Annotated in this window: 17 protein-coding genes and 1 tRNA gene; 4 read left to right on the forward strand and 14 right to left on the reverse strand. The window is 68.6% G+C overall.

Going from position 1 to position 19,819, the window contains the following annotated elements:
• The 12 genes from AO398_RS14505 to AO398_RS14555 all read right to left on the reverse strand — a co-directional run.
• On the reverse strand, positions 1-1,610 hold a 1,610-nt coding region (locus tag AO398_RS14505; protein WP_244498776.1), incomplete at its 3' end, for an ABC transporter permease.
• Positions 1,610-2,296 carry an ATP-binding cassette domain-containing protein gene (locus AO398_RS14510; protein ID WP_244498777.1) on the reverse strand — a complete coding sequence of 229 codons (687 nt, stop codon included), beginning with the start codon at positions 2,294-2,296 and terminating at the stop codon, positions 1,610-1,612. The genes AO398_RS14505 and AO398_RS14510, both read right to left, overlap by 1 nt.
• Positions 2,297-2,300: 4 nt before the next feature.
• Positions 2,301-3,188 (reverse strand): putative selenate ABC transporter substrate-binding protein, encoded by an 888-nt coding sequence (locus tag AO398_RS14515; protein WP_058192839.1) that lies wholly within the window; start codon positions 3,186-3,188, stop codon positions 2,301-2,303.
• Positions 3,189-3,366: 178 nt separating this feature from the next.
• The gene (locus tag AO398_RS14520; RefSeq protein ID WP_058192840.1) at positions 3,367-3,603 is read right to left on the reverse strand and encodes a hypothetical protein; all 237 of its coding nucleotides are present in this window, start codon (positions 3,601-3,603) and stop codon (positions 3,367-3,369) included.
• An 82-nt stretch (positions 3,604-3,685) separates the two neighbouring features.
• Positions 3,686-4,945 (reverse strand): adenylate/guanylate cyclase domain-containing protein, encoded by a 1,260-nt coding sequence (locus tag AO398_RS14525; RefSeq protein WP_244498778.1) that lies wholly within the window; start codon positions 4,943-4,945, stop codon positions 3,686-3,688.
• Positions 4,946-5,019: 74 nt separating this feature from the next.
• A complete protein-coding gene (gene hflX, locus AO398_RS14530; protein ID WP_058192842.1) occupies positions 5,020-6,429 on the reverse strand; it encodes a GTPase HflX in 1,410 nt (469 codons plus the stop codon).
• Between the two features lie 204 nt (positions 6,430-6,633).
• A complete protein-coding gene (locus AO398_RS14535) occupies positions 6,634-9,462 on the reverse strand; it encodes an HAF repeat-containing protein (RefSeq protein ID WP_058192843.1) in 2,829 nt (942 codons plus the stop codon).
• Positions 9,463-9,471: 9 nt separating this feature from the next.
• Positions 9,472-9,720: a hypothetical protein gene (locus AO398_RS14540; protein WP_058192844.1), complete on the reverse strand. Its 249-nt coding sequence runs from the start codon at positions 9,718-9,720 to the stop codon at positions 9,472-9,474.
• Positions 9,717-9,893, reverse strand: coding sequence for a hypothetical protein (locus tag AO398_RS28820; RefSeq protein ID WP_160329332.1), 177 nt, complete (start codon positions 9,891-9,893; stop codon positions 9,717-9,719). Before AO398_RS28820 ends, AO398_RS14540 begins: the two co-directional genes overlap by 4 nt.
• A 943-nt stretch (positions 9,894-10,836) precedes the next feature.
• A complete protein-coding gene (gene hfq / locus AO398_RS14545; protein ID WP_007563033.1) occupies positions 10,837-11,088 on the reverse strand; it encodes an RNA chaperone Hfq in 252 nt (83 codons plus the stop codon).
• 238 nt (positions 11,089-11,326) lie between these two features.
• Positions 11,327-12,691, reverse strand: coding sequence for a sigma-54 dependent transcriptional regulator (locus AO398_RS14550; protein ID WP_058192845.1), 1,365 nt, complete (start codon positions 12,689-12,691; stop codon positions 11,327-11,329).
• Positions 12,688-15,147: a PAS domain-containing sensor histidine kinase gene (locus tag AO398_RS14555; protein WP_058192846.1), complete on the reverse strand. Its 2,460-nt coding sequence runs from the start codon at positions 15,145-15,147 to the stop codon at positions 12,688-12,690. Before AO398_RS14555 ends, AO398_RS14550 begins: the two co-directional genes overlap by 4 nt.
• A gap of 604 nt (positions 15,148-15,751) precedes the next feature.
• Here AO398_RS14555 and AO398_RS14560 point away from each other — a divergent pair.
• From AO398_RS14560 to AO398_RS14575, 4 genes are all read left to right on the forward strand, one after another.
• Positions 15,752-15,844, forward strand: a tRNA-Sec gene (locus AO398_RS14560).
• A gap of 282 nt (positions 15,845-16,126) precedes the next feature.
• Positions 16,127-17,107, forward strand: a complete 981-nt coding sequence (locus AO398_RS14565) for an amidohydrolase family protein (RefSeq protein ID WP_058192847.1) — start codon at positions 16,127-16,129, stop codon at positions 17,105-17,107.
• Positions 17,108-17,198: 91 nt separating this feature from the next.
• Positions 17,199-17,645, forward strand: coding sequence for a hypothetical protein (locus AO398_RS14570; protein WP_058192848.1), 447 nt, complete (start codon positions 17,199-17,201; stop codon positions 17,643-17,645).
• 130 nt (positions 17,646-17,775) lie between these two features.
• The gene (locus AO398_RS14575) at positions 17,776-18,012 is read left to right on the forward strand and encodes a hypothetical protein (RefSeq protein WP_058192849.1); all 237 of its coding nucleotides are present in this window, start codon (positions 17,776-17,778) and stop codon (positions 18,010-18,012) included.
• Between the two features lie 569 nt (positions 18,013-18,581).
• Here the strand turns inward: AO398_RS14575 and AO398_RS27540 are convergent.
• Together AO398_RS27540 and AO398_RS14580 are read right to left on the reverse strand one after the other, a co-directional pair.
• On the reverse strand, positions 18,582-18,920 hold the full coding sequence (locus AO398_RS27540) for a PepSY domain-containing protein (RefSeq protein WP_313902026.1): 339 nt from the start codon (positions 18,918-18,920) through the stop codon (positions 18,582-18,584).
• A gap of 291 nt (positions 18,921-19,211) precedes the next feature.
• Positions 19,212-19,607 carry a hypothetical protein gene (locus tag AO398_RS14580; protein WP_244498779.1) on the reverse strand — a complete coding sequence of 132 codons (396 nt, stop codon included), beginning with the start codon at positions 19,605-19,607 and terminating at the stop codon, positions 19,212-19,214.
• Positions 19,608-19,819 lie beyond the last annotated feature (212 nt).

A 19,819-nucleotide genomic window follows, 5' to 3' on the forward strand; every position in this document is an offset into this window, starting at 1 on the left:
CGGCGCGAGCGGCGCGCGTCATGAGTGGTGGTTACAAACGGTGCGCCCCTGTTGGGGGGACGGGGGCGGAGCCCGGGAGGTGGCCCTACCCCCGCCACGGGCGCCGGCCCGGACAGGCGGGTCGGCAGCGTGTCGATGCGCAGGGACCGGCGCAGGCTCCGGGAGAGGGCGTCCACTGCCACCGTCGCCGAGGCGGTGGCGGCGATCAGCACCACGGCCACGTCGAGGCGCAGCTCGGAGATCGCGGCGTCGACGTAGAAGCCCAGCGTCGTGACGCCGAGGATGCCGAAGATCGCGCTCTCGCGCAGGATGAGCTCCCAGCGGTAGAGCAGGTAGGCCAGGAACTGGCCGTAGAGGCGCGGCACCGTCTCGTAGGCGTACAGGTTCAGGCCCCTTGGCGCGTCGGGTCGGTAGGGGATCGCGTCGGCGTGCCGGCCCATCAGGTAGGCGACGATCCCGGCATTGTGCAGCGCCAGCGCGAAGATCGCCGGCAGCATCGAGGGGCCCAGCAGCTGCAGGCAGACGTAAGCCAGCATGTATTCCGGGGTCGAGCGCACCACCACGAGGAGCACGCGGCCGAGCGGCCGTCCGAGCGGCCCGGCGAAGCGCCGCGCGGTGAGCGGGAACAGGACCAGCGCCCCCAGCGCGGTCGCCGCCAGGGCGATCTGCGCCAGGATCAGGGTCTGGATCGTGCCCGGCAGGATCTGGTCCGTGAGGATCGGGCGCAGCCACGACCAGAGCCGCGTCCAGGTCTCGGGATCGGCCAGCGCCGCGCCGCGCAGGGGCGCCGGCACGATGTCGTGGCCGAGAAAGCGCGCGAGGCTCGCCCCGACCGCGGCGTTGCCGATCGCCGGGGGCAGGGCCAGGGGGGCGGCGATGAGCAGGAGCGGCACGGTCCAGCCGCGGATCCAGAGCCGGCGGGTGCCGATCAGCGCGTAGAACACCAGGAGCAGCGCCCCGGCCTCGGCGTAGCGGCCCTGGCGGAAGGCGGATTCGAGATAGAACCCCATGGTCGGCAGGCCGATGAAGCCGAGGACCAGGCTGGAGCGCAGGCCGCATTCGAGCCGGTAGAGCGTGTAGTCGCGCATCCGCCCGGCGACCTCGGGCAGGCGGGCATACAGGAAGGCCGAGACCGTGCGCGTGCCTATGGGCAGCACCCGGAGCGCCGCGAGGTCGGCCTCCTCGATGATCTCGGCATAGACCTTGGCGCAGATGCCCGCGTAGGGCAGCGCGATGGCGAGCACGCCGGTGGTGGCCGAGAGCCCGAAGACCTGCATCAGCAGCAGCGCCCAGAACAGCTCGTGCACGGCGCGCAGGCCCGCGCAGGCGAGCCGGATTGTGCGGGAGCGGGCGAACGGGATCGCCAGCAGCAGGCCGCTCCCGGCCCCGAGCCCGACGCCCAGCACCGCGAAGGCCACCGTGTAGACGACGCTCCAGCCCTCGACCGACAGGAAGTCCGGCCGGACCAGGCCCTCGAGCAGGCGCGCGAGGTCGGCGAACGGGTGCAGGGTGGTGACGTGCAGGTCCGCGACGAGCAGGCCGGCCAGCGCGGCTGCCAGGAACCAGCGGCTCACCGCCGCGTAGCCGGGCCGCGGGCGGGCGAGCCGCATCACGCGGCCTCGTAATAGGGGCTCAGCCGTGCCGGATCGAGGCTTTGAGCTGGCGCGTCGAGGGCGATCCGGCCGGCCTCCAGCACCACGATCCGGTCGGTGTGGGCGAGCGCCAGCGTCACGTCGTGGAGCGCCAGGATCAGGGTCTCGTGGCTCTGCGCCATCTCGGTGAGGATCCGGGCGCCCTGCTGTCGGTCCAGCGCCGAGACCGGCTCGTCGCCCACCAGGATCGGGCGGCCGTTATAGAGGGCCCGGGCCACCGAGACGCGCTGCTGCTGGCCGCCGGACAGTGCGCCGGCCTTCGCCCAGAGTTTTTCTGCCAAGCCGACCCGGTCGAGGATGCGTTCCACGCCGGCGATATCGGCTTTCGCCGGGCTGACCAGGGTGCGCAAGTTGTGCACGGTCGAGCGCCGGTCGAGCCGGCCCATATAGACGTTGTGGAACACCGAGAGCGTCCGAACCAGGGCCGCGGCCTGGGGCACCAGCGCGACCCGCTCGGGCGCCTGCGCCTGGATCAGCCCGATCAGGGTCGATTTGCCGGCGCCCGAGCGGCCCATCAGGGCGACCCGCTCGCCGGCCCGCACGGTCAGGTCGATGCCCGACAGGACCGGGTGGCCGCCATAGGAGGCCGCGGCGTTCTCCAGGACGATCTCCGGGACGATCTTCGCCTGGGCCTCGGCCGCCACCGTCTCAGTCCAGCAGGCCGGTAGAGCGGCCGACCTCGACCAGGGGCTCGTAGGCGGCGTTGGTCACCGGGATGAACTTCGAGCGCCCGAACGGCTCCAGGATCGCCGGGTCGGTGATGCCGACGAGGGCGCCCTTGAGCTTCTCGGTGAAGCCGGCGCCGTAGGTCCGGTCCACGTCGCCGCGCACGGTCCATTGATAGTCCGGGAAGGTCGGGCTCTCCCAGATCACCGAGACGGCCTTCGGGTCGACCTTGCCGGCCTTCGTGTCGAGGTCCCAGACCGCGTAGTCGACGGCGCCGACCGCGAAGGCGCCGGACTGGACCAGCTGGATCGTGCGGCTGTGGTCGCCCGAGAACCCGACCCGGGAAAACACCTGTTCCGGATTCTTGCCCGGGAAGGCCTGGCGGATGAAGTATTCCGGCATCAGACGCCCCGAGGTCGAGGCCCGGGCGCCGAACGTGAAGGTCTTGCCTGCGATCGCCTTGGGGAAGTCCTTGGTCGGCTCCAGCCCGGCCCCGGCATGAGCGATCAGGTAGGTCTTGAACGCCGCGTCCTCGGCCCCCTGCGCGATCGCCTGGGAGCCCGGCACGGCCCGGCGCGCCTGGACCCCGGTAAAGCCGCCGAACCAGGCGAGCTGCACCTGACCGTTGGTGAAGGCGGTGACCGCCGCCGGGTAACTCTTCACCGGGATGTAGCGCACCGGCACGCCGAGCTTGCCTTCGAGATACGTTGCGACCTTGCCGAAGCGCTCGACGAGGCGGCTCTCGTCCTGGTCTGGGATGCCGGTGAAGACCAGGGGCGGGACCGGCTTCTCTTGAGCCTGCGCGGCCGTGCCGAGCGCGAGGGCAAGGCATCCCAGGGCGAACCGCCCGACCCGTCCCAACCCCGGCATGGATCCTCCCTCGCATCACGCCTGACTTGGGCGCGCCGAATCTGGATTCTCCCTAGCGCATCGTCCTGAATACCGGAACCGGGGCAATGCTCCAGCTGTCGCGCCCGACACCTGCGGGCCCCAGCCGCCCGGCCCCGTGCCTGCACGCAGGTCGCGCAGGCACGGGATCCCCAAAAACTCAGCGATAATGGCGGCGCATCATGGGGTGGCGATGGTGCCGGCGCATCATGTGATGGCGGCTCCTCATCACGCCCCGGGAGGACATCCGGGCGCCGCGGTGCATGCCGCCGAAGTTGCTGTTGCCGGTGGCGGCGGCGTTCCGGTCGAGGCCGTCGCCCGGGGCGGCGAGGCTGGGACTGGCCGCGCCGAGGACGAGGCCGAGGGCGAGCGTCGCGCCGAGGAGGATCTTGTTCATGGGGGGATAGGACTTTCCGCGACCCTGCGCCGCTCCGACCGAACGAACCGGTTCCGCGCATGTTCCGGGAGAATCCCGCCCTTCAGGCGGCCGACGTCTCCACGATCGCGAACAGGGCCGGCTGGGCGGCGTTGGCGTCCGGCACTGGAACCGCCTGGATGCGGGGCGGCAGCGGCCCCCCGAGCAGATCCAGAAACTCCCCCGAGGCGCCGATCTCGATCTCGGCCGCCTTGGCCCGAGCCTCCAGGCGCGACAGGGCGTTCATCGCGGGGCCGAGCACGGTGTATTCGGCCCGCACCCCGTCGTCGAACACCCCGACCAGGAGGTCGCCCGCATGCAGGGCGACCACCACCCGCAGGGTGAACAGCCCCTCCCCGGCCCGCGCCGCGTTGAGGGTGGCGATCCGGTCGTGGATCGACAGGGCGCAGGTGAGCGCCGCCCGGGCCTGGGCGCGAGGGCGGCCGACCACGAACTGCACCAGCACCGCGTCGCCGACATACTTGTCCACCAGGCCGCCCTGCTCCGCCACCGCGGCCTGGGCGGCGGCCCGGACGGCCAGCAGGGCCGTCACCATCGCCTCGGGCGGGTGCTCCCGGCTCAGCCGCGAGAAGCCGCGGATGTCGAGCACCATCAGGCAGGCGTGGCGCCGGTGGATGCCCATGGCGCCGTCGGCATCCTCGGCGGCGAGGTCGAGGGCGACCGTGTCGGGCACGAACCGGGCGAGCTGGGCGCGCTCGTGCTCCATGCGCAGCGCCCGGGTCACCGCCTCCCGCAGCCGGGTCATGCCGTCGATCACCAGGAGGCCGGCCGCCACGAAGGTGGCGAGCCCGGTGATCTGCGCGGTCGGGAAAGAATCCGGCCCCGGGAACAGCTCCGGCCAGGCCAGCCCGACCAGGAACGCCGCGGTCCAGCAGGCCGTCACCACCGCGCAGAACAGCAGGGTCTGGGCCACCCGCATGCTCAGGCCGGTCTGGAGCAGGAGCAGGAAGGCGGGCAGGCGGCTCACCGCGTCGGCGCCGAGACCGGCCCCGCCGCCGGCCAGCATGTGCTCGATGATCACGTAGACGGCGAGCCCGGCATTGAGCAGGGTCCCGGCCCAGCTGTAGACGGCCGCCACCGGGCCGCCGCCCCGCTCCCCCAGGCCGAACCAGACCGTGCCGACGCCGTAGAGGCCGAGGATGAACCAGTGGCTGAGGGCGTGCAGCGAGCCGTCATAGGCCTGGGCCGCCATCAGCAGCACCAGCACGATCACGATCCGCAGCCCGAGCAGGCGCAGACCGCCACCCGCCTGCATGGCGCGCAGCACGGCGGGGTCGTCCTGGCCCGCCTCCGCCTTGCACACGGCGCGACTCCCGGCGGTCCGGGAGGCGGGGAGCGACGGTGTCCGGGCGCCGCCCGAGGCCATCACGCGCTGCGCTAGAGGCGCCGGGCCGCGCTGAAGCGATTGAGGAAGCGCGGCTCCTTTTCGGGGGCGATCCGGATCGCCAGGTGCAGGGTGCCGTCGGCCTCCGCGCGCCGGTCTAGGATCTCGGCGTTCTCGTAGAGCCAGTTGAGCGCGGCCCCGTCCTCGGGGGGCAGCGACACCGCGAAGCTCGCCCGGTGGCGGCCGATCCGTGCCTCGATCCGGGCGGTGAGCGCAGCGAGCCCCTCCCCGGTCAGCGCCGAGACCAGCACCGGCGCGTCGCTGTCGCGGTCGTTGCGGGCCTTGGCCTGGCCGCTGAGGTTCATCAGCCGGGTGCGCTCGTCGTCATCCAGGAGGTCGGCCTTGTTCCAGACCTCGATGATCCGCTCGGCCGTGGTCTCGATGCCGAGCTCGCGCAGCACGTCGCCGACATCCTCGGCCTGGGCCTCGGAGTCGACATGGCTGACGTCGCGCACATGCAGGAGCACGTCGGCCTCGATCGCGTCCTCCAGGGTCGCCCGGAACGCGGCGATCAGGGCGGTCGGCAGGTCGGAGATGAAGCCCACTGTGTCCGAGAGGATCACATTCTCGCCATGCGGCAGCTTGGTCGCCCGGGCGGTCGGGTCGAGGGTGGCGAACAGCATGTCCTTGGCGGTGACCTCGGCCCGGGTCAGGGTGTTGAATAGGCTGGACTTTCCGGCATTGGTGTAGCCCACCAGGGCGACGATCGGGTACGGCACCCGGGCCCGGCTCTGCCGGTGCAGGCCGCGGGTCCGCACCACCGCGTCGAGGTCGCGCTCGATCCGGGTCATGCGCTCCTGGATCATGCGCCGGTCGGCCTCGATCTGGGTCTCGCCGGGGCCGCCCAGGAAGCCGAAGCCGCCGCGCTGCCGCTCCAGGTGGGTCCAGGACCGGACCAGCCGCGACTTCTGGTAGGCGAGGTGCGCGTGCTCGACCTGGAGCGTGCCCTCCCGGGTCGAGGCGCGCCGACCGAAGATCTCCAGGATCAGGCCGGTGCGGTCGATGACCTTGGCGCCCCATTCCTTCTCGAGGTTGCGCTGCTGCACCGGCGAGAGGGCGCAATCCATCACCACCAGGCCGATCTCGCGGGCGCGGATGAGCCCTGCGATCTCCTCGACCCGGCCCTTGCCGAGATAGGTGGAGGGGCGGATCCGCGGCAGGCTGATGGCGAGGCTCTCAACCACGTCGAGCTCGATCGCGGCGGCGAGGCCGGTGGCCTCGTCGAGGCGCGCCTCCACCGAGCGGGTCGGCTGAACAGGCCCGTGGCCCGGCCCCCCGGGTCCGGGAGCGCCGCGCGCCAGATAGGGCCCGATCACCAAGGTGTGGGTCGCCGCGGCGATCTCGCCCTCGGGCGCGGCCTGTGCCTGGAGCCGGGCCTCGCCGGACGTCAGCGTCTCGCTCATGCAACCTTTAACGCCGCCGGAGGCTCGGCGGCTTCGTTCGAGAAGTCGGATTCGTCAGAATGGGGATGCGGGCGACGTCAGCCAAGATGCCGGACTGGCGGGGCGGCAGATATCCATGACGGCAGCGCGGGCACGCCCGGCGGTCGCCTCGACATCGGGGCCCGCTCGGCCCGATGCCTCGGCCTTACGCCGGGCGCACCGTGTTCAGAGCGTTCCGCCGAAGCTGAGCATCCCGCCGACGGCGGTGGTGCCCAAAGCCGTCGATCTCGCGGAGGCGATCGCAGAGACCGTGAGATTGTTGCCCAGCTTGTACTTCAGGCCGGTCTTGGCCTCGCCCCGCGCCTGAGTCAGGACAGCGCCATATTGGAAATCGCCGATGTCGTCCGCGTGGGCCGTGGAGGTCATCGTCGGCTTGCGCACCGCCCGCTCGATCTCGATGCCGGAGACCCATTGCAGATCCGGGGTCAGCGGCACCGCAACATCCACGCCGGCATAGGCGAAGGTGCTCCGATAGGCCACGTCGCCATACTGGATGGGGAAGCTGACATTGGCTTCCGTGTAGCCCTGGCGGGTGACGCGGCTGATCCGGACGCCGCCATGCCAGCCCACCACCAGATCCGAGAACAGGGGAAGGTCCTGGCCGACTTCGATCGCCCCCGCCACCCCGGCGATCTGCGCGCCGCCGATGCCCGCCTCGGTGCCGGACAACTGCCCGCGGTGGATGTCGGCGTGATAGCGGCTGAAGGCGAAGGCGGAGCGCACGAACACCCCACCGCCGGCGTAGGGCTGATGGCAGTTCAGGAAGGCACCGGCCCCGAAGGAACTCCGGTTGTCGTTGAAGGCCGGCGACGGCAGGGCTCGGTAGGGTGCGTAGCTGAGGGTGCCTCCGACCGTCAGGGTGTCGGTCAGGCCGTAACCCAGGGGCAAGGTGGACAGCGTATCCGTGTTCCTGCCGTCGGCGACGAATCCGGTGCTGGCGCCCCAGCCGATCTGACCCTTGGGCACGACGAAGTTCTGCTGCAGGTAGGTGAGCGATTGCCGCTGCAGCTCCAGAGCGGAAAAGGTCTCGTACCGCAGACGCGCGATCGTCCGCCGGGTGTTGGTCACGTCGACGATCTGGGCTTGGACCTCTGACGCGGCTGCGGGTGTGGCGGGATTGGCGTTCATCGCTTGCGCGGTGGCTTGTGTCGTCGATGGCGCGGCCTGGAAAGACGCTTGAGCTGGGGTCGCATTCTGGGCCGCTTGGGTGGTCGGGCTCTGAGCCGTCGATGTCGGCGTCGCGGGCTGGGTTGCCGCGGCCGGGCTCTGTGCGGCTTGTGTCGATGTCGCGTTCCGGCCTGTGGCGGCTGCGGACGGGCTCTGTATCGCGGAGGCCGGCACCGAACGCTGAGTCGGCGAGGGCGGGGTTTGACTTTGGAGCGTGGATGTCAGCGTCGCGGTCTGGGTGACGGCCGCCGGGGTCGGATACGTGATCTTCCACAGGACGGCATGGGGATCGCCCGAATCCGTTTCCGAGTAACCGGCGGCGATCCGGCCGTCGGCCGACAGGGCCCGCACCCAGGACGTCCCGCTGTTGTCGGACCGGAGGGTGCCGAGATCGCGCTTGTCGGACCAGCCCGATCCCGACCACAGGGCCGCATGCGTGTAGCCGGAATCCGTGCTGCTGCTGCCCGCCGCGACCGTGCCGTCCGCCGACAGCGCCCGGACGACCGAGGTCCCCCGGTTGTCCGTCCGCAGCGTCCCCAGATCCGTCTTGATGGCCCAGTTCGCCCCGGACCAGAGCGTGGCGTGGGGGTAGACGTCCACCTTTCTGTCGGTCGCAGAATAGCCTCCGACCACGGACCCGTCGGATGAGAGCGCGTAGGCCCACGAGGTCCCGGAATTGTCCGACCTCAGGGTGCCGAGATCGGTCTTCGTGATCCAGCTCCGGCCCGACCAGATGGCGGCGTGGGTCGTCCCGGAATCGACGCTCGATTCGCCGGCCGCGACGGCGCCGTCGCTGGACAGCGCATAGATGCCGGACGTGCCCGACTTGTCGGTCGGCAGGGTGCCGAGATCGGTCTTGGTCGCCCAGTTCGTGCCCGACCAGAGGGTCGCGTGCAGGGTCTCGTCGGCGTTCTCGGCGATGCCGCCGATGACGCTTCCGTCTTTGGAGATGGCGTAGGCCTTGGCCGCCCCGGTGTTGTCGGACCTCAGCGTGCCGAGATCCCGCTTGACCGACAGGTCGGTCCCCGACCATGCGGCGGCACGCATGTTGACACCGTTGGCGTCCGTATAGGCATCGCCGACCGCGACGCTGCCGTCGCCCGAGAGCGCCCAGATCTCCGACGCCCAGCTGTTGTCGGCCTTGAGCGTGCCGAGATCCTTCCGGCTGACCCCGGCGTCGGAGGCCGGGGATGCGGCGACCGTCGTGCCGGAGGCCAGGGACGGGGATGTCGAGGACGAGGCTTTCGCGGCGTCCTGAACGGTGATGCTGGTGTCTTTGTCGAGGACGCGATGCAGTTCGTCGGAGGTGAGGGAAACGACGCCGCCGTGCCGCGGGGAAAGAGTGTTGATGTCGGCGTTCTGGACGGGGGTGAAGGTCTTGAAATCCGTCGTCTTGACCAGATCGAAGGTTCCTCTCTTCCAGTCATGCATGTACTTGTCGTATATGATGATGTAGCCGCTGCCGTCGTTCAGCCTGAAGGCTTGCGGGCCTTCGACAGCTTCGGTGGTCTTCTGCACATTGCCCTTGGACGGTATGAGGTATCCCCAGGTCAGGTGATCGGATACCGCGTGCTTGATGACCCTGAGCTGGGCTGTGCTGCCCTGAAGTCTCGTCTCCGCCTTCATCAAGAGATGGTATTTGCCATCCTGCTCGGTGATGTCGGAATTGATGTAGCCCACGCCGTCGCGGGCATAGAAGAGTTGCCTCGGCTTCTCGACCAATCCCGTGAAGTCACGATTGGCGTGGGCGTAATACGGTTTGTAGGGGGCGTCCGTGCCAATCGTCAGATAGACCATGTTCTGCTCGGTCAGGGGATTGTAGGCCACCTGTGGCGCTCAGATCGCATGGACACCGGAGAACATTCCGGGGAACTGTGTCTCGAAATTGATGTTCGAAGATTTCCAATGGATGAGGTCGGACGACTGCATCAGGACGATGCTACGATTGCTGCCCCGCCCCTTGCTGCTCCGCATATCGGTCGCGGTGATGTAGAAGTTTCCGTCCTGATTGCGGGTGATATAGGGATTCCGCAAGCCGCCAGACTCGGTCAGGTCTCCGTTGATGACAGGATTGCCGTTGTTCAACTTATTGAAACGCCGCCCATCCAGGCTGTAGGCAAATGAGATTTTTCCTGAGACGCGCTGTTGCCGGTGAAATACGCGAGCAGATATCCGTCGTAGGGTGGATATTCGCCGGCCGCAAAGCCGGGACGGAGCGTCGATTGATAGATAAAAACAGTCGTTACGACTTTCGTCATGAAACAGCTCATGTTCCCCCCAATTGTGTTTGTTATTTTTGTTTGTTTGTTGTCGACTTATGATTCAATGCCGGTTTGGGTTCAGATCCCCTCCATTCCGACTCCGCGAAGCAATGCTTCGACTGTCGCGCAGCAAGCCGAAGGTCATAACGGCAGAGCTCCGCGCACACTTCAGTAAAATTTGTTGATCTCAGGTCATGGCGTGACCTTGAGCGAAGAGTGATGGTCTGCCTCTCGAAAGTGGATGCGCGCTATTTTTCTTTTTCTATGCAACGACGGTGGTCGCGGTCGAACTATATTTTCGTGCCGATGGGGCTGACAACGGCGCGATGATATGTCTGACAAATTATGTAATTAGCAATCGAGCCGAGGAGATAAAAATTAAACTTTGCAATCTGTTCGATCGAGAATTTGATTTAGCGAATTATTTGCAAAATATTTTGTGCATAAAATTGATATGGCCGATGGGATGTCGTTCCCGCGCGTCCGGGCGGACCTGCGGTGGCAGTCCAACGCTTCGTCCGCGTAGGTCCGTGCGCGATCGCGGGGTTCAGCTGCGAAACCGCTCTGGCGCTCGGCCGTCCCGCAGCCCCCGGGGTGTCGGGCACAGACCGGCCGTGCGCCGGCCACGCTGCCAGAGACGTTGTGCCGCCCGGGAGGAATGGTTCTGTAAAGGAGCCAGAGGCTCAGGCAGCGTTCCTGCCGGCGCGGGCGGAGCGAAGCTGTCCGCAGCGCCAGCGGCCTGTCCGCCTGTTCGGGAGGCGGCACAGGCTTAGCAGGGGCATAACGGCATCGCCGCTGTGCGCGCGCACCCACGCGACGATCCCGCTATCCTGCGGGACCGGGCCGGGGGGGGCGGACCGGGCGGCACTCGGGCGTGCCCCGTCTGCCGGATCGCGGCATGCGGCCTACGCCCTCTTGCCGTCGCGATTCCGCGAGCCTCTCACGCCTTCTCGGCGGTCTCGTCCGGCTCGAACAGCTGGACCGGGTGGCCCGGCATGATTGTCGAGATCGCGTGCTTGTAGACGAGCTGCGAGTGCCCGTCCCGGCGCAGCAGCACGCAGAAATTGTCGAACCACGTGACCACGCCCTGCAGCTTGACGCCGTTGACGAGGAAGATGGTCAGCGGGATCTTGTTCTTGCGGACATGATTGAGGAACGTGTCCTGAAGGTTCTGTGCGCGTTCGCCCGCCATCTTCTTTGCCTTCTTGTTGTCCCGGCGCGAAAGGCCCGGGTTGGGTATACGCAACGGTGGGTCGTCACGTGCGGGATTGTCCGATCATCCCGCCCGGCTCGAGTCTACACCATGACGGGGTGAAAACCCCGGGGCAAGCAAGGCTCGTTCCGGCTGATCCGTGACGGATCGGCGCCAGTCTCACGGTGCTCCGCCGCCCAGAGGCCGGCTTCCTGCAGCCGAAACCCCTTCCGAATCCCTACGGACCGATGCCCAGGGACTTCAGCTTGCGGTGGAGCGCCGAGCGTTCCATGCCGATGAACTCGGCCGTGCGCGAGATGTTGCCCGAGAACCGTGCGATCTGCGCCACGAGATACTCGCGTTCGAAGATCTCGCGGGCCTCGCGCAAAGCCAGGCTCATCAGCTTCTCCCCGCCCGCGCCCCCCGGGGTGGTCGGCACCAGGGCGCCGATCTCGGAGGGCAGCATCTCGGAGGTGACCTCCTGCTCGGGGTCGGCCTGGGTCAGGATCATCAGCCGCTCGACGTTGTTCTTGAGCTGGCGGACGTTGCCCGGCCAATTGTGCGACTGGAGCACCGCCATCGCGTCCTCGGCGATCACGCGCTTGGGCAGGCCGGTCTGGGACGAGATGTTGTCCATGAAGAACTGGATCAGCTCGGGCACGTCCTCCCGGCGCTCGGACAGGGCCGGCACCCGGATCGGCACCACCGAGAGCCGGTGGAACAGGTCCTCGCGGAAGCGGCCCGCGGCGATTTCCTCTTGGAGATCCCGGGAGGACGAGGAGATGATCCGGACATCCACGTGGACCCGCGTCGTGCCGCCGACCCGCTGGAAGTTCTGGTCGACGAGGACGCGCAGAATCCGGTTCTGGGTCTCGCGGGGCATGTCGGCAACCTCGTCGAGGTAGAGGGTGCCGCCATGGGCCTCCTCCAGGGCGCCGACCCGCCGGCCGGATTCGCCCTCGACCCCGAACAGCTCCGACTCCATCGTCTCGGGCAGGATCGCGGCCGCGTTGAGCAGCACGAACGGCCCGTTCGATCGCGCCGAGGCCTTGTGCAGGCTGCGCGCGGCGAGTTCCTTGCCGGAGCCGAGCGCCCCGGTGATCATCACCCGGGCGTTGGTCGGCGCGACCCGGTCGATGGTCTGGCGCAGCTGGTTGATCGCGAGCGAGCCGCCGACGATGCGGTTGGGATTGCCCGAGCGCGCCGTCAGGTCGCGGACCTCGCGCCGGAGCCGGGAGGCTTCCAGCGCCCGCTCGGCCACCAGGATCAGCCGGTCGGCCTTGAACGGCTTCTCGATGAAGTCGTAGGCCCCCGCCTTGATGGCCGAGACCGCGGTCTCGATGTTGCCGTGGCCGGAGATCATCACCACCGGCAGGTCGGGATTAGCCGCCTTGATCAGGTCGAGCACCTGCAGGACGTCGAGGCGCGAGCCCTGCAGCCAGATGTCCAGGAACACCAGGTGGGGCCGGCGCGCCTCGATGGCGGCGAGCGCCTCGTCGGAGCCGCCGGCCGTGCGGCAGCGGTGGCCCTCGTCGTCGAGGATGCCCGCCACGAGGTCGCGGATGTCGGCCTCGTCGTCGACAATCAGGATATCGGCGCTCATGCGTGCATCTCCGCGGTCCGGGGGGCCGTCGGTGCGGCGCCCTTCTCCTCTGTCGGGGTGGAACGGGTCTCGGGGCCGGACGGCTCGGGCCCGTGCTCGCGCGGGACCCGCATCTGAACCTGCCCGCCCCGGCCGGCGGGGTTGTCGTTCAACGCGATCCCGCCGCCGTGCTCCTCAAGCACCTTGCTGACGATAGCAAGCCCCAGCCCCGTGCCACCTTCGCGTGTGGTCATGTAGGGCTCGAGCAGCCGCTGGCGCCCCTCGACCGGAAAACCCTTGCCGTTGTCGGTCACCGTGATCACCGCGAAGCCGTCCTCGACCGCCAGGCTCAGGGCGATCTTGCCCTTGCCGAGCTCGGCCGGCGGCACCTCGGCCACCGCCTCGACGGCGTTCTTCAAGATGTTGGTGATCACCTGGCTGAGCAGCCGGATGTCGAAGGCCGCCACGATCTTCTCCGCGCTGCCCGCGCCGCCTTGCGCCGAGAACGCGAAGTCGATGTCCGGGTGCGCCACGCGCATCATGAACAAATTCTGCTTGGCGATCTCGGTGAGGTCGTTGGGCGCGATGGCCGGTTTGGGCATCCGCGCGAAAGCCGAGAACTCGTCGACCATGCGCTTGATCTCGTCCACCTGGCGCACGATCGTGGCCGTGCACTGGTCGAACACCTCCTTGTCGGCGGTGATGACCTTGCCGTACTTGCGCCGGATGCGCTCGGCCGAGAGCTGGATCGGGGTCAGGGGGTTCTTGATCTCGTGGGCTATGCGGCGGGCGACGTCGCCCCAGGCGGAGCTGCGCTGCGCCTGGACGAGGTCGGTGATGTCGTCAAGGGTCACCACCGAGCCGCGGGAGGCCGCTTGCGCCTGCTCGCTCGTGACCCGCACGGTCACGGTGCGCTCGCCGCGGGAGCGGGTGAGCTGGAGCTGCTGCTGCTGGAGGGCGCGCGGGCGGCTCTCGCTCTCGGCGAGCACCGGGGCGAGTTCCGGCACCGCCCGGGCCAGCGGCTGGCCGATCAGGGCGTTGCTCTCCACGTCGAGCATCCGCTCGGCGGCCGGGTTGGCGATGGTGACGAAGCCCGCCGCGTCGAGGCCGATCACCCCGGGCGAGACTCCCGACAGCACGGCCTCCGTGAACCGGCGGCGGGTGTCGATCAGGTCGTTGGCGGCGATCAGCCCGGTATGCTGGCGGCGCAGCTCCTGCGTCATCTTGTTGAACGCCTCGCCGAGATGGGCCAGGTCGCCGCTGGTCTTCTTGGTCGGGACCTGGGCGTAGAAATTGCCGGCCGCGACCTGGTCGGCGGCGTTGATCAGCCGACGGATCGGCGCCACGAACCGGTTGGCGAAGTTCATCCCGAACCACACCGCCGACAAGAGCGCGATCAGGGCGATCAGCAGGAACACCGACGCGAAGGTGATCTGGATCGAGCGCCGGAGCGAATCGTAGGTCAGGTACTCGGCCGCCGCCGCCCGCGACACGCCGGGGAAGTCGATGGCGAGCTGGCTGACCTCCCGCTGCACCATCAGCACGGCGTCGTCATAGGCCGGCATCCGCAGGAGCGCGGCGAAGACCCGGCCCTCGGAGGGCAGCAGGCAGATCGGGTCGGTCGAGGTCGCCGCCTCCTCGAAGGCCGCCGCCGAGGGCAGGCGCACCTGCTTGAGCACGTCGATCTTGGCCCGGGCGACCACGTCGGTCGGCCCGCGCATGATCTGCGCCACCGGCAGCCCGAGATTGGTCGCCCGCGTGGTCAGGAAGTTCTCGAACCAGGCCCGGTCCCGGTCGAAGTTCGGGCGCGCCCGGGTGAGGTCGTCCACCAGGATGCGGATCTCGCGGGCGAGCGACTGGCACTGGTTCTCCTGGTAGGCGTCGGCCACCTCGACGGATTTGAGCACCACGTCGCGGACCCGGTCGGTGAAGCCGAGCGACAGGCCCCGGTCGATGGTCACCGATGCCACCACGGCCAGCAGCACGGTGGGCAGGATCGCGATCAGCGAGAACAGGCCGACGATGCGCGAGTGCAGCCGGGCCACCGCCGCGTTGGCCTTGCGGGCATGCAGGAAGACCCGCGCCTCCCAGGCGATCACGAAGGCGAGGCCGAGCACCAGGGCGGCGTTGATGCCAAGCAGCGTCACGCCGTAGGCCGGCGTCGGCGTCACTCGGATCACCCCGGCCAGGATCAGGAAGGTCGCGAGCGCCGAGATCAGCGCGGTGACCACCACGGCGGCGCCGATCCAGCCCGGCCCGCGCGGCCCGGGTTTCAGCGAGTCCGCGAGCGGCGTGCTGGGCTCCGGAGGCGTTTCCGACGGGGATGCGTCCTGAGGGACGTCCTGCGGGGCTTCCGGGTTGGCGTCCGCGCTCGCCTGGGCCGCCCCCGCGCTTGCCGTCTCGGCAGGCGGCTTTGCAGCCCCTTCGGGATCCGGCGCAGGGCCTTCGACAGGCGATGAGCGTCGCAGAAACGGCATGACTGGTGCAGGGCCACAACAGTGTGGCGGAATTAATACGAGTCGCGGCGCCGGAGGGGCGGCCGGTGATCCATTCGGCGCCGGTGTCTTGTGCCGGCTCAGCGTGAGCGGGGCTTCCGCTCAAGCGGCTCCGGATGATTGTTCGTTACCGGCACCGCGAACCAGGGGGGCTGCCCTGCAAGCTCAGCCTTAAGATGCCGCGGGTTGGCAATCGCGTCGCATAGGTTCGGACGTAAACGAGGCCGCAAGGACGGGCGCATCAAGATTACGGCGACGTTGGTCACGGGTGCGGCCGTCGCCGCTTCGGCGGTGGGCTGCTTCGCGCCGATCGTTGCCTTCGTCACGTCGACCTGTAGCCGTCATAACCCCGCTGATGCCCGCGGCGGCTGCGGGCTTCGTCTCCTGGTTCACCCATCGGCAGGATCGGCGCGACGCTTCGGAGCGCGGGCGCTAGGATTTCGGCACGGCCCTCAAGGCGGGTGCTTCAGATCAGCGCATCGTCGGCCAAACTTCGGTCGGACGAGACTGGTTTTCGAGCCGTCGCGACGGTGACGACGATCCTCATCCCTTGACCCCTCGGTCAGGGCCTCGTACCCCCGGTGGTGGAGGCGAACGGGGTCTGGTGGCCCCCCTGGTCTTCAAAACCAGTGGTACGCCAACAGCGTACGGTGGGTTCGATTCCCATCCGCTTCCGCCATACCCCGCTGCCGACCGGACCCCGCTGCCGACCGGCGCGGTGGCCGGCTCGCTCCGGCCGACGATCCACAATCCTCCGCTCCGCCCCCGATTGCACAGACAGCGGATGTCACGTCCGCCACGTCCGAGCGCGCATCACCATCGCGGAGAAGGGACACGGCTGATGCCGGCGCGTCGCAGGGCGCGTTGACACCGGGCCGGCTTGCGCGCGTCGCGCCCGAGTGGTCCGATCCGGTTTGAGGCGCTCGCAGAAGTTCGCCCGCCGATCCGGAGGAGACCCGCCATGCTGTCACGCCGGCAAACGCTCGCCCTGGCCCTTGCCAACGGCTTCGCCCTGACCGACCGGGCGGTCCTGGCAGCGGAACAGACCACCGCGCCGACCGTCAGGAGTCCGGTCTCGTTCGCGGTCCCACCGGGAGCGTGCGACTGCCACGTCCACGTCATTCCCGATCCGGCCCGGTTTCCCTTCTGGGCGGGGCGCGGCTACACCCCGCCGGTGGATCCGCCCGAGCGTCTGCTCGCCCTCCAGCACGCGCTCAAGCTCGATCGGGTGGTGATCGTGACGCCCAGCGTCTACGGCACCGACAACGCGGCCACCCTCGACGGAATGCGCCTGCTCGGCCCCCAGCGCGCCCGCGGCGTTGCGGTGATCGGCCCCGGGACCGGCCCGGCCGAGCTCGACGCGCTGGCCCTGGCCGGCATCCGCGGCATCCGGGTCAACCTGGAGCAGGCCGGCGTGTTCGATCCGGCAGCCTCGGCCAAGGCGCTGGAGAGCGCCGTCCAGCAGATCGGGCCGCGGCCCTGGCACCTCCAGGTCTATGCCCGCCTGTCGGTGATCGGTCCGCTGAAGCCGCAGCTGGCCGCCCTGCCGGTGCCGGTGGTGTTCGACCACTTCGCGGGCGCGCAGGCGGCCCTCGGCCCCGACCAGCCGGGCTTCGGCGCGGTCCTCGACCTCGTGCGCGGCGGCCAGGCCTGGGTGAAGCTGTCGGGCGCCTATCGCGCCTCGACTCAAGCGCCCGACTATCCCGACGTGGCGCCGCTCGCCCGGGCCCTGGTGGCGGCGAACCCGGAGCGGCTGGTCTGGGGCAGCGACTGGCCGCACCCGGACAGCACGCCGAAGCCGGGCCGCAAGCCCACGGATCTCGCGCCCGCGCAGGCTATCGATGACGGCCGCCTGCTCGACCTGCTCGCCACCTGGGTGCCCGAGCGCGCCACCCGTGACAGGATCCTTGTCGAGAATCCCAGGCGGTTGTACGACTTCTAAGCGAAATATCTGCGCTGCGGGCTCGCCCGGGCGCTGGCGGCGATCCCGAACGGGATCGCCCGCCGCGCCGCGTTCCCCCGGGAGATCGTCCATGCAGGGTCTGGCACGTCTCGGCCTGCCGGCCGCCGCGGACCGCGCGCCCGGCCGATCACGCCCCGCCCGCGGGGTGCTCTGCCTGCTGACGGCCGCGGCGATCCTGGGGGCCGGTATTGCCGCGGCGCGGCCCCCCGGCACCGCCGTCGATCCCGATCTGGTGCGGGTGATCCGCTTCATGGCGCTGATGAAGGGCGGGTTCGCGCTTGCGGCCTTCGCCGGCTGCGTCTGGCGTCTCGCCCGGCCGGCCGGTCCGTGGCGCACGCCGATCTACGTCGTCGCGCCGCCGCTCATGGCCGCGGGTGCGATCGGGCTCTGGTCCCTCCAGAGCCTCCCGATCGCGGCGGCTGGCCTACATCTCGGCCTGCTCGCGGTGTTGGCGGCCGCGCTGACCGACCCGGATTTTTTCCCCGACCTAGCGCGCCTCGGCCGGAGGCGCCGATGATCCGTCGGCCGATCATCGGCGAAAATCCCGCCCGGCGCCGGGGCGGAACGGCCGATCGCCCGGCCCGTTTCCCCGGGACCCGCTCGATGCGCCGGGCGCTGCCGCGTCGAACCGCCCAGACCCGTTCGCCATGATCGACACGTTGCTTCCGTTCCTCCCGTCCGGCGCACAGGCGGCCCTGCGCAGGCTGGCCGCCCGCTGGCCGTCGCGCCCCGCCCGCGCGGAGCCGGTGATCCGGCTCGACCACGATCCGCGCCCCGGCCCCATGACGCCGCTGCTTCCGCCGGCCGCGCTCAACGACAACCCGCTGCAGGCCGTCCACGAGGCGGTAGAGCGGGACCTGCGCGCCAGCGGCCATCTGCGCTGAGACCGTCTTGGGGTTTGAACGCCATCAACGCGAGCATTTGAGGAGCTGCTTGCGATCCATCGCAGCCGTGCCGTTTACCCTGAGAGCGCCTCAGAAGCAGCCATTCGTAGTCTGTCTACCAAACAGTCGTTGATGTAGCTACGTGATCCCTGCATAGGGCATGTAACTCAATTCATCAGTTGATATTCCGCTCAAACGAATGGTTAATATGGGCAATGTTCGCGTTAGCTGCAGGCGCCGGAAGATCTGCATCAGTATTGATTGTATTTTGACAAATGATTTCGTTCGGAGTTACCGCACATCTATGCTGAATTTTATGAATGATATTTAAGGTTGTTTGGGCATCATTAAAGGCCAAATAGGGGTGTGGGCGGCCAGCGATTATAACTTCGATGCGGCCCTGCTCTTGCGCAGACCGGCTGAAGCCTACCCAACTCGGAAATCCCTGACCCAACCCAGGCGCCTAGTTCGGCATGGGCGCTTCCCACAAGCGGCCATTCGTCGGTGCTCCGGCAACCTCGGTGACAGGTTGATAGCGGGCGTTGAGCGGACAGGCGTTCTTCGTGCGCCTACTTCTCTGTTTCTCCAAGGACTTCGCCAGTTTTTGGATCGAGATCAAATTCCGTTAATTTGCCATTCTTGATGCCCTCGCCGTCCCAGTGACCATCGTCGGCGTCAATTCTGATAATCGATGTATATCCCGATGACATGAGCTTTTCCTTGACCTTTTCTACCGGCATCCAGTCAGATCCCGGTTGCCCGGCGAGGGCTATACTGTGCTGGCCTATGCCAGTGGCCAAAGCGCAGGCAAATATCAAGGCTTTGAACATCAGCTTGACCCCCAAATTTGCGTATGAGTCGCGATCTACGTAGTCGATTATTGATTCAGATAGCACTAAAATGGACATTTTTGATCTTGTATATCTGCGGCTACTCGCCGCCACGCAGGAAGGATGATTTGTGATTGTAAAACGTAGCGACCATTCAACAGTCGTATATCAAGCTGTTCGCCGGGCGAGCGCGCACAAGTGACTTTGCATTAGGGTTTAAGAAGTCCGCTAAGGGTTGTGCACGGGCGCGACAACAGTGTCTGCGGTTGCTGACTACCATCCGAAAGCGGACCGACCGAAATCCACCCAAAGCAGCCCGTCAAACGGCCAAGCTGGTCGAGTTCAGACCCAAGGCGCGCTGCGCGGTCCTCAGCGCTTGGCGGCGCCCGCCGGGGCGGGCCGCGCGGCCGCCCCGGCCTCAACCCAGCGACAGGCCGTGGTCGTTGGGAGACCGGCGCATTCGTAGCTCCGGTCGCCCAGCGTCACCCGGTCGACCAGGCCGGTGATCTCGCTGCGGGTCACCAGGGTGCAGCCGAGATGGTCCGCCTTGGGATCGGCCAGCAGGGCGGCCGCCGCGGCGGCGCCGTCGTGCAGCAGCATCCGGTAATTGGCCAGGGACAGGCAGCCGATCACCTGCCCGGGGGCCTTCCGGTCCGGGCCGGAGGCCTTGTCGGGGCCGGGGCGGGCCGGCGCCTTGGCGGTCGGCTGGCCCAGCGCGGGCGCGGCGCAGAGGCCGAGGGCGAGAACGGCGACGCGAAGTGGCATGCGTGTCATCGGCCGCCCCTCGGGCAAGATGCGGCACGGGGAAATCCGGCTCTGCGGATTCGCCGTGCGGGAAACGGGCGCCGGACCGGCGGATCGGCCGGCCAATCTAGCACGCGGACCGGGCGGTGTCGTACCCGCGCCGTCGCCGCGCCCGTGCTGCGCGCACGCGGTTGCGGCCGGCCGCGAAACCGACGATGAAGCCCGCGATGGAA

The organism is Methylobacterium sp. GXS13 (assembly GCF_001455965.1).
Lineage (GTDB): Bacteria > Pseudomonadota > Alphaproteobacteria > Rhizobiales > Beijerinckiaceae > Methylobacterium.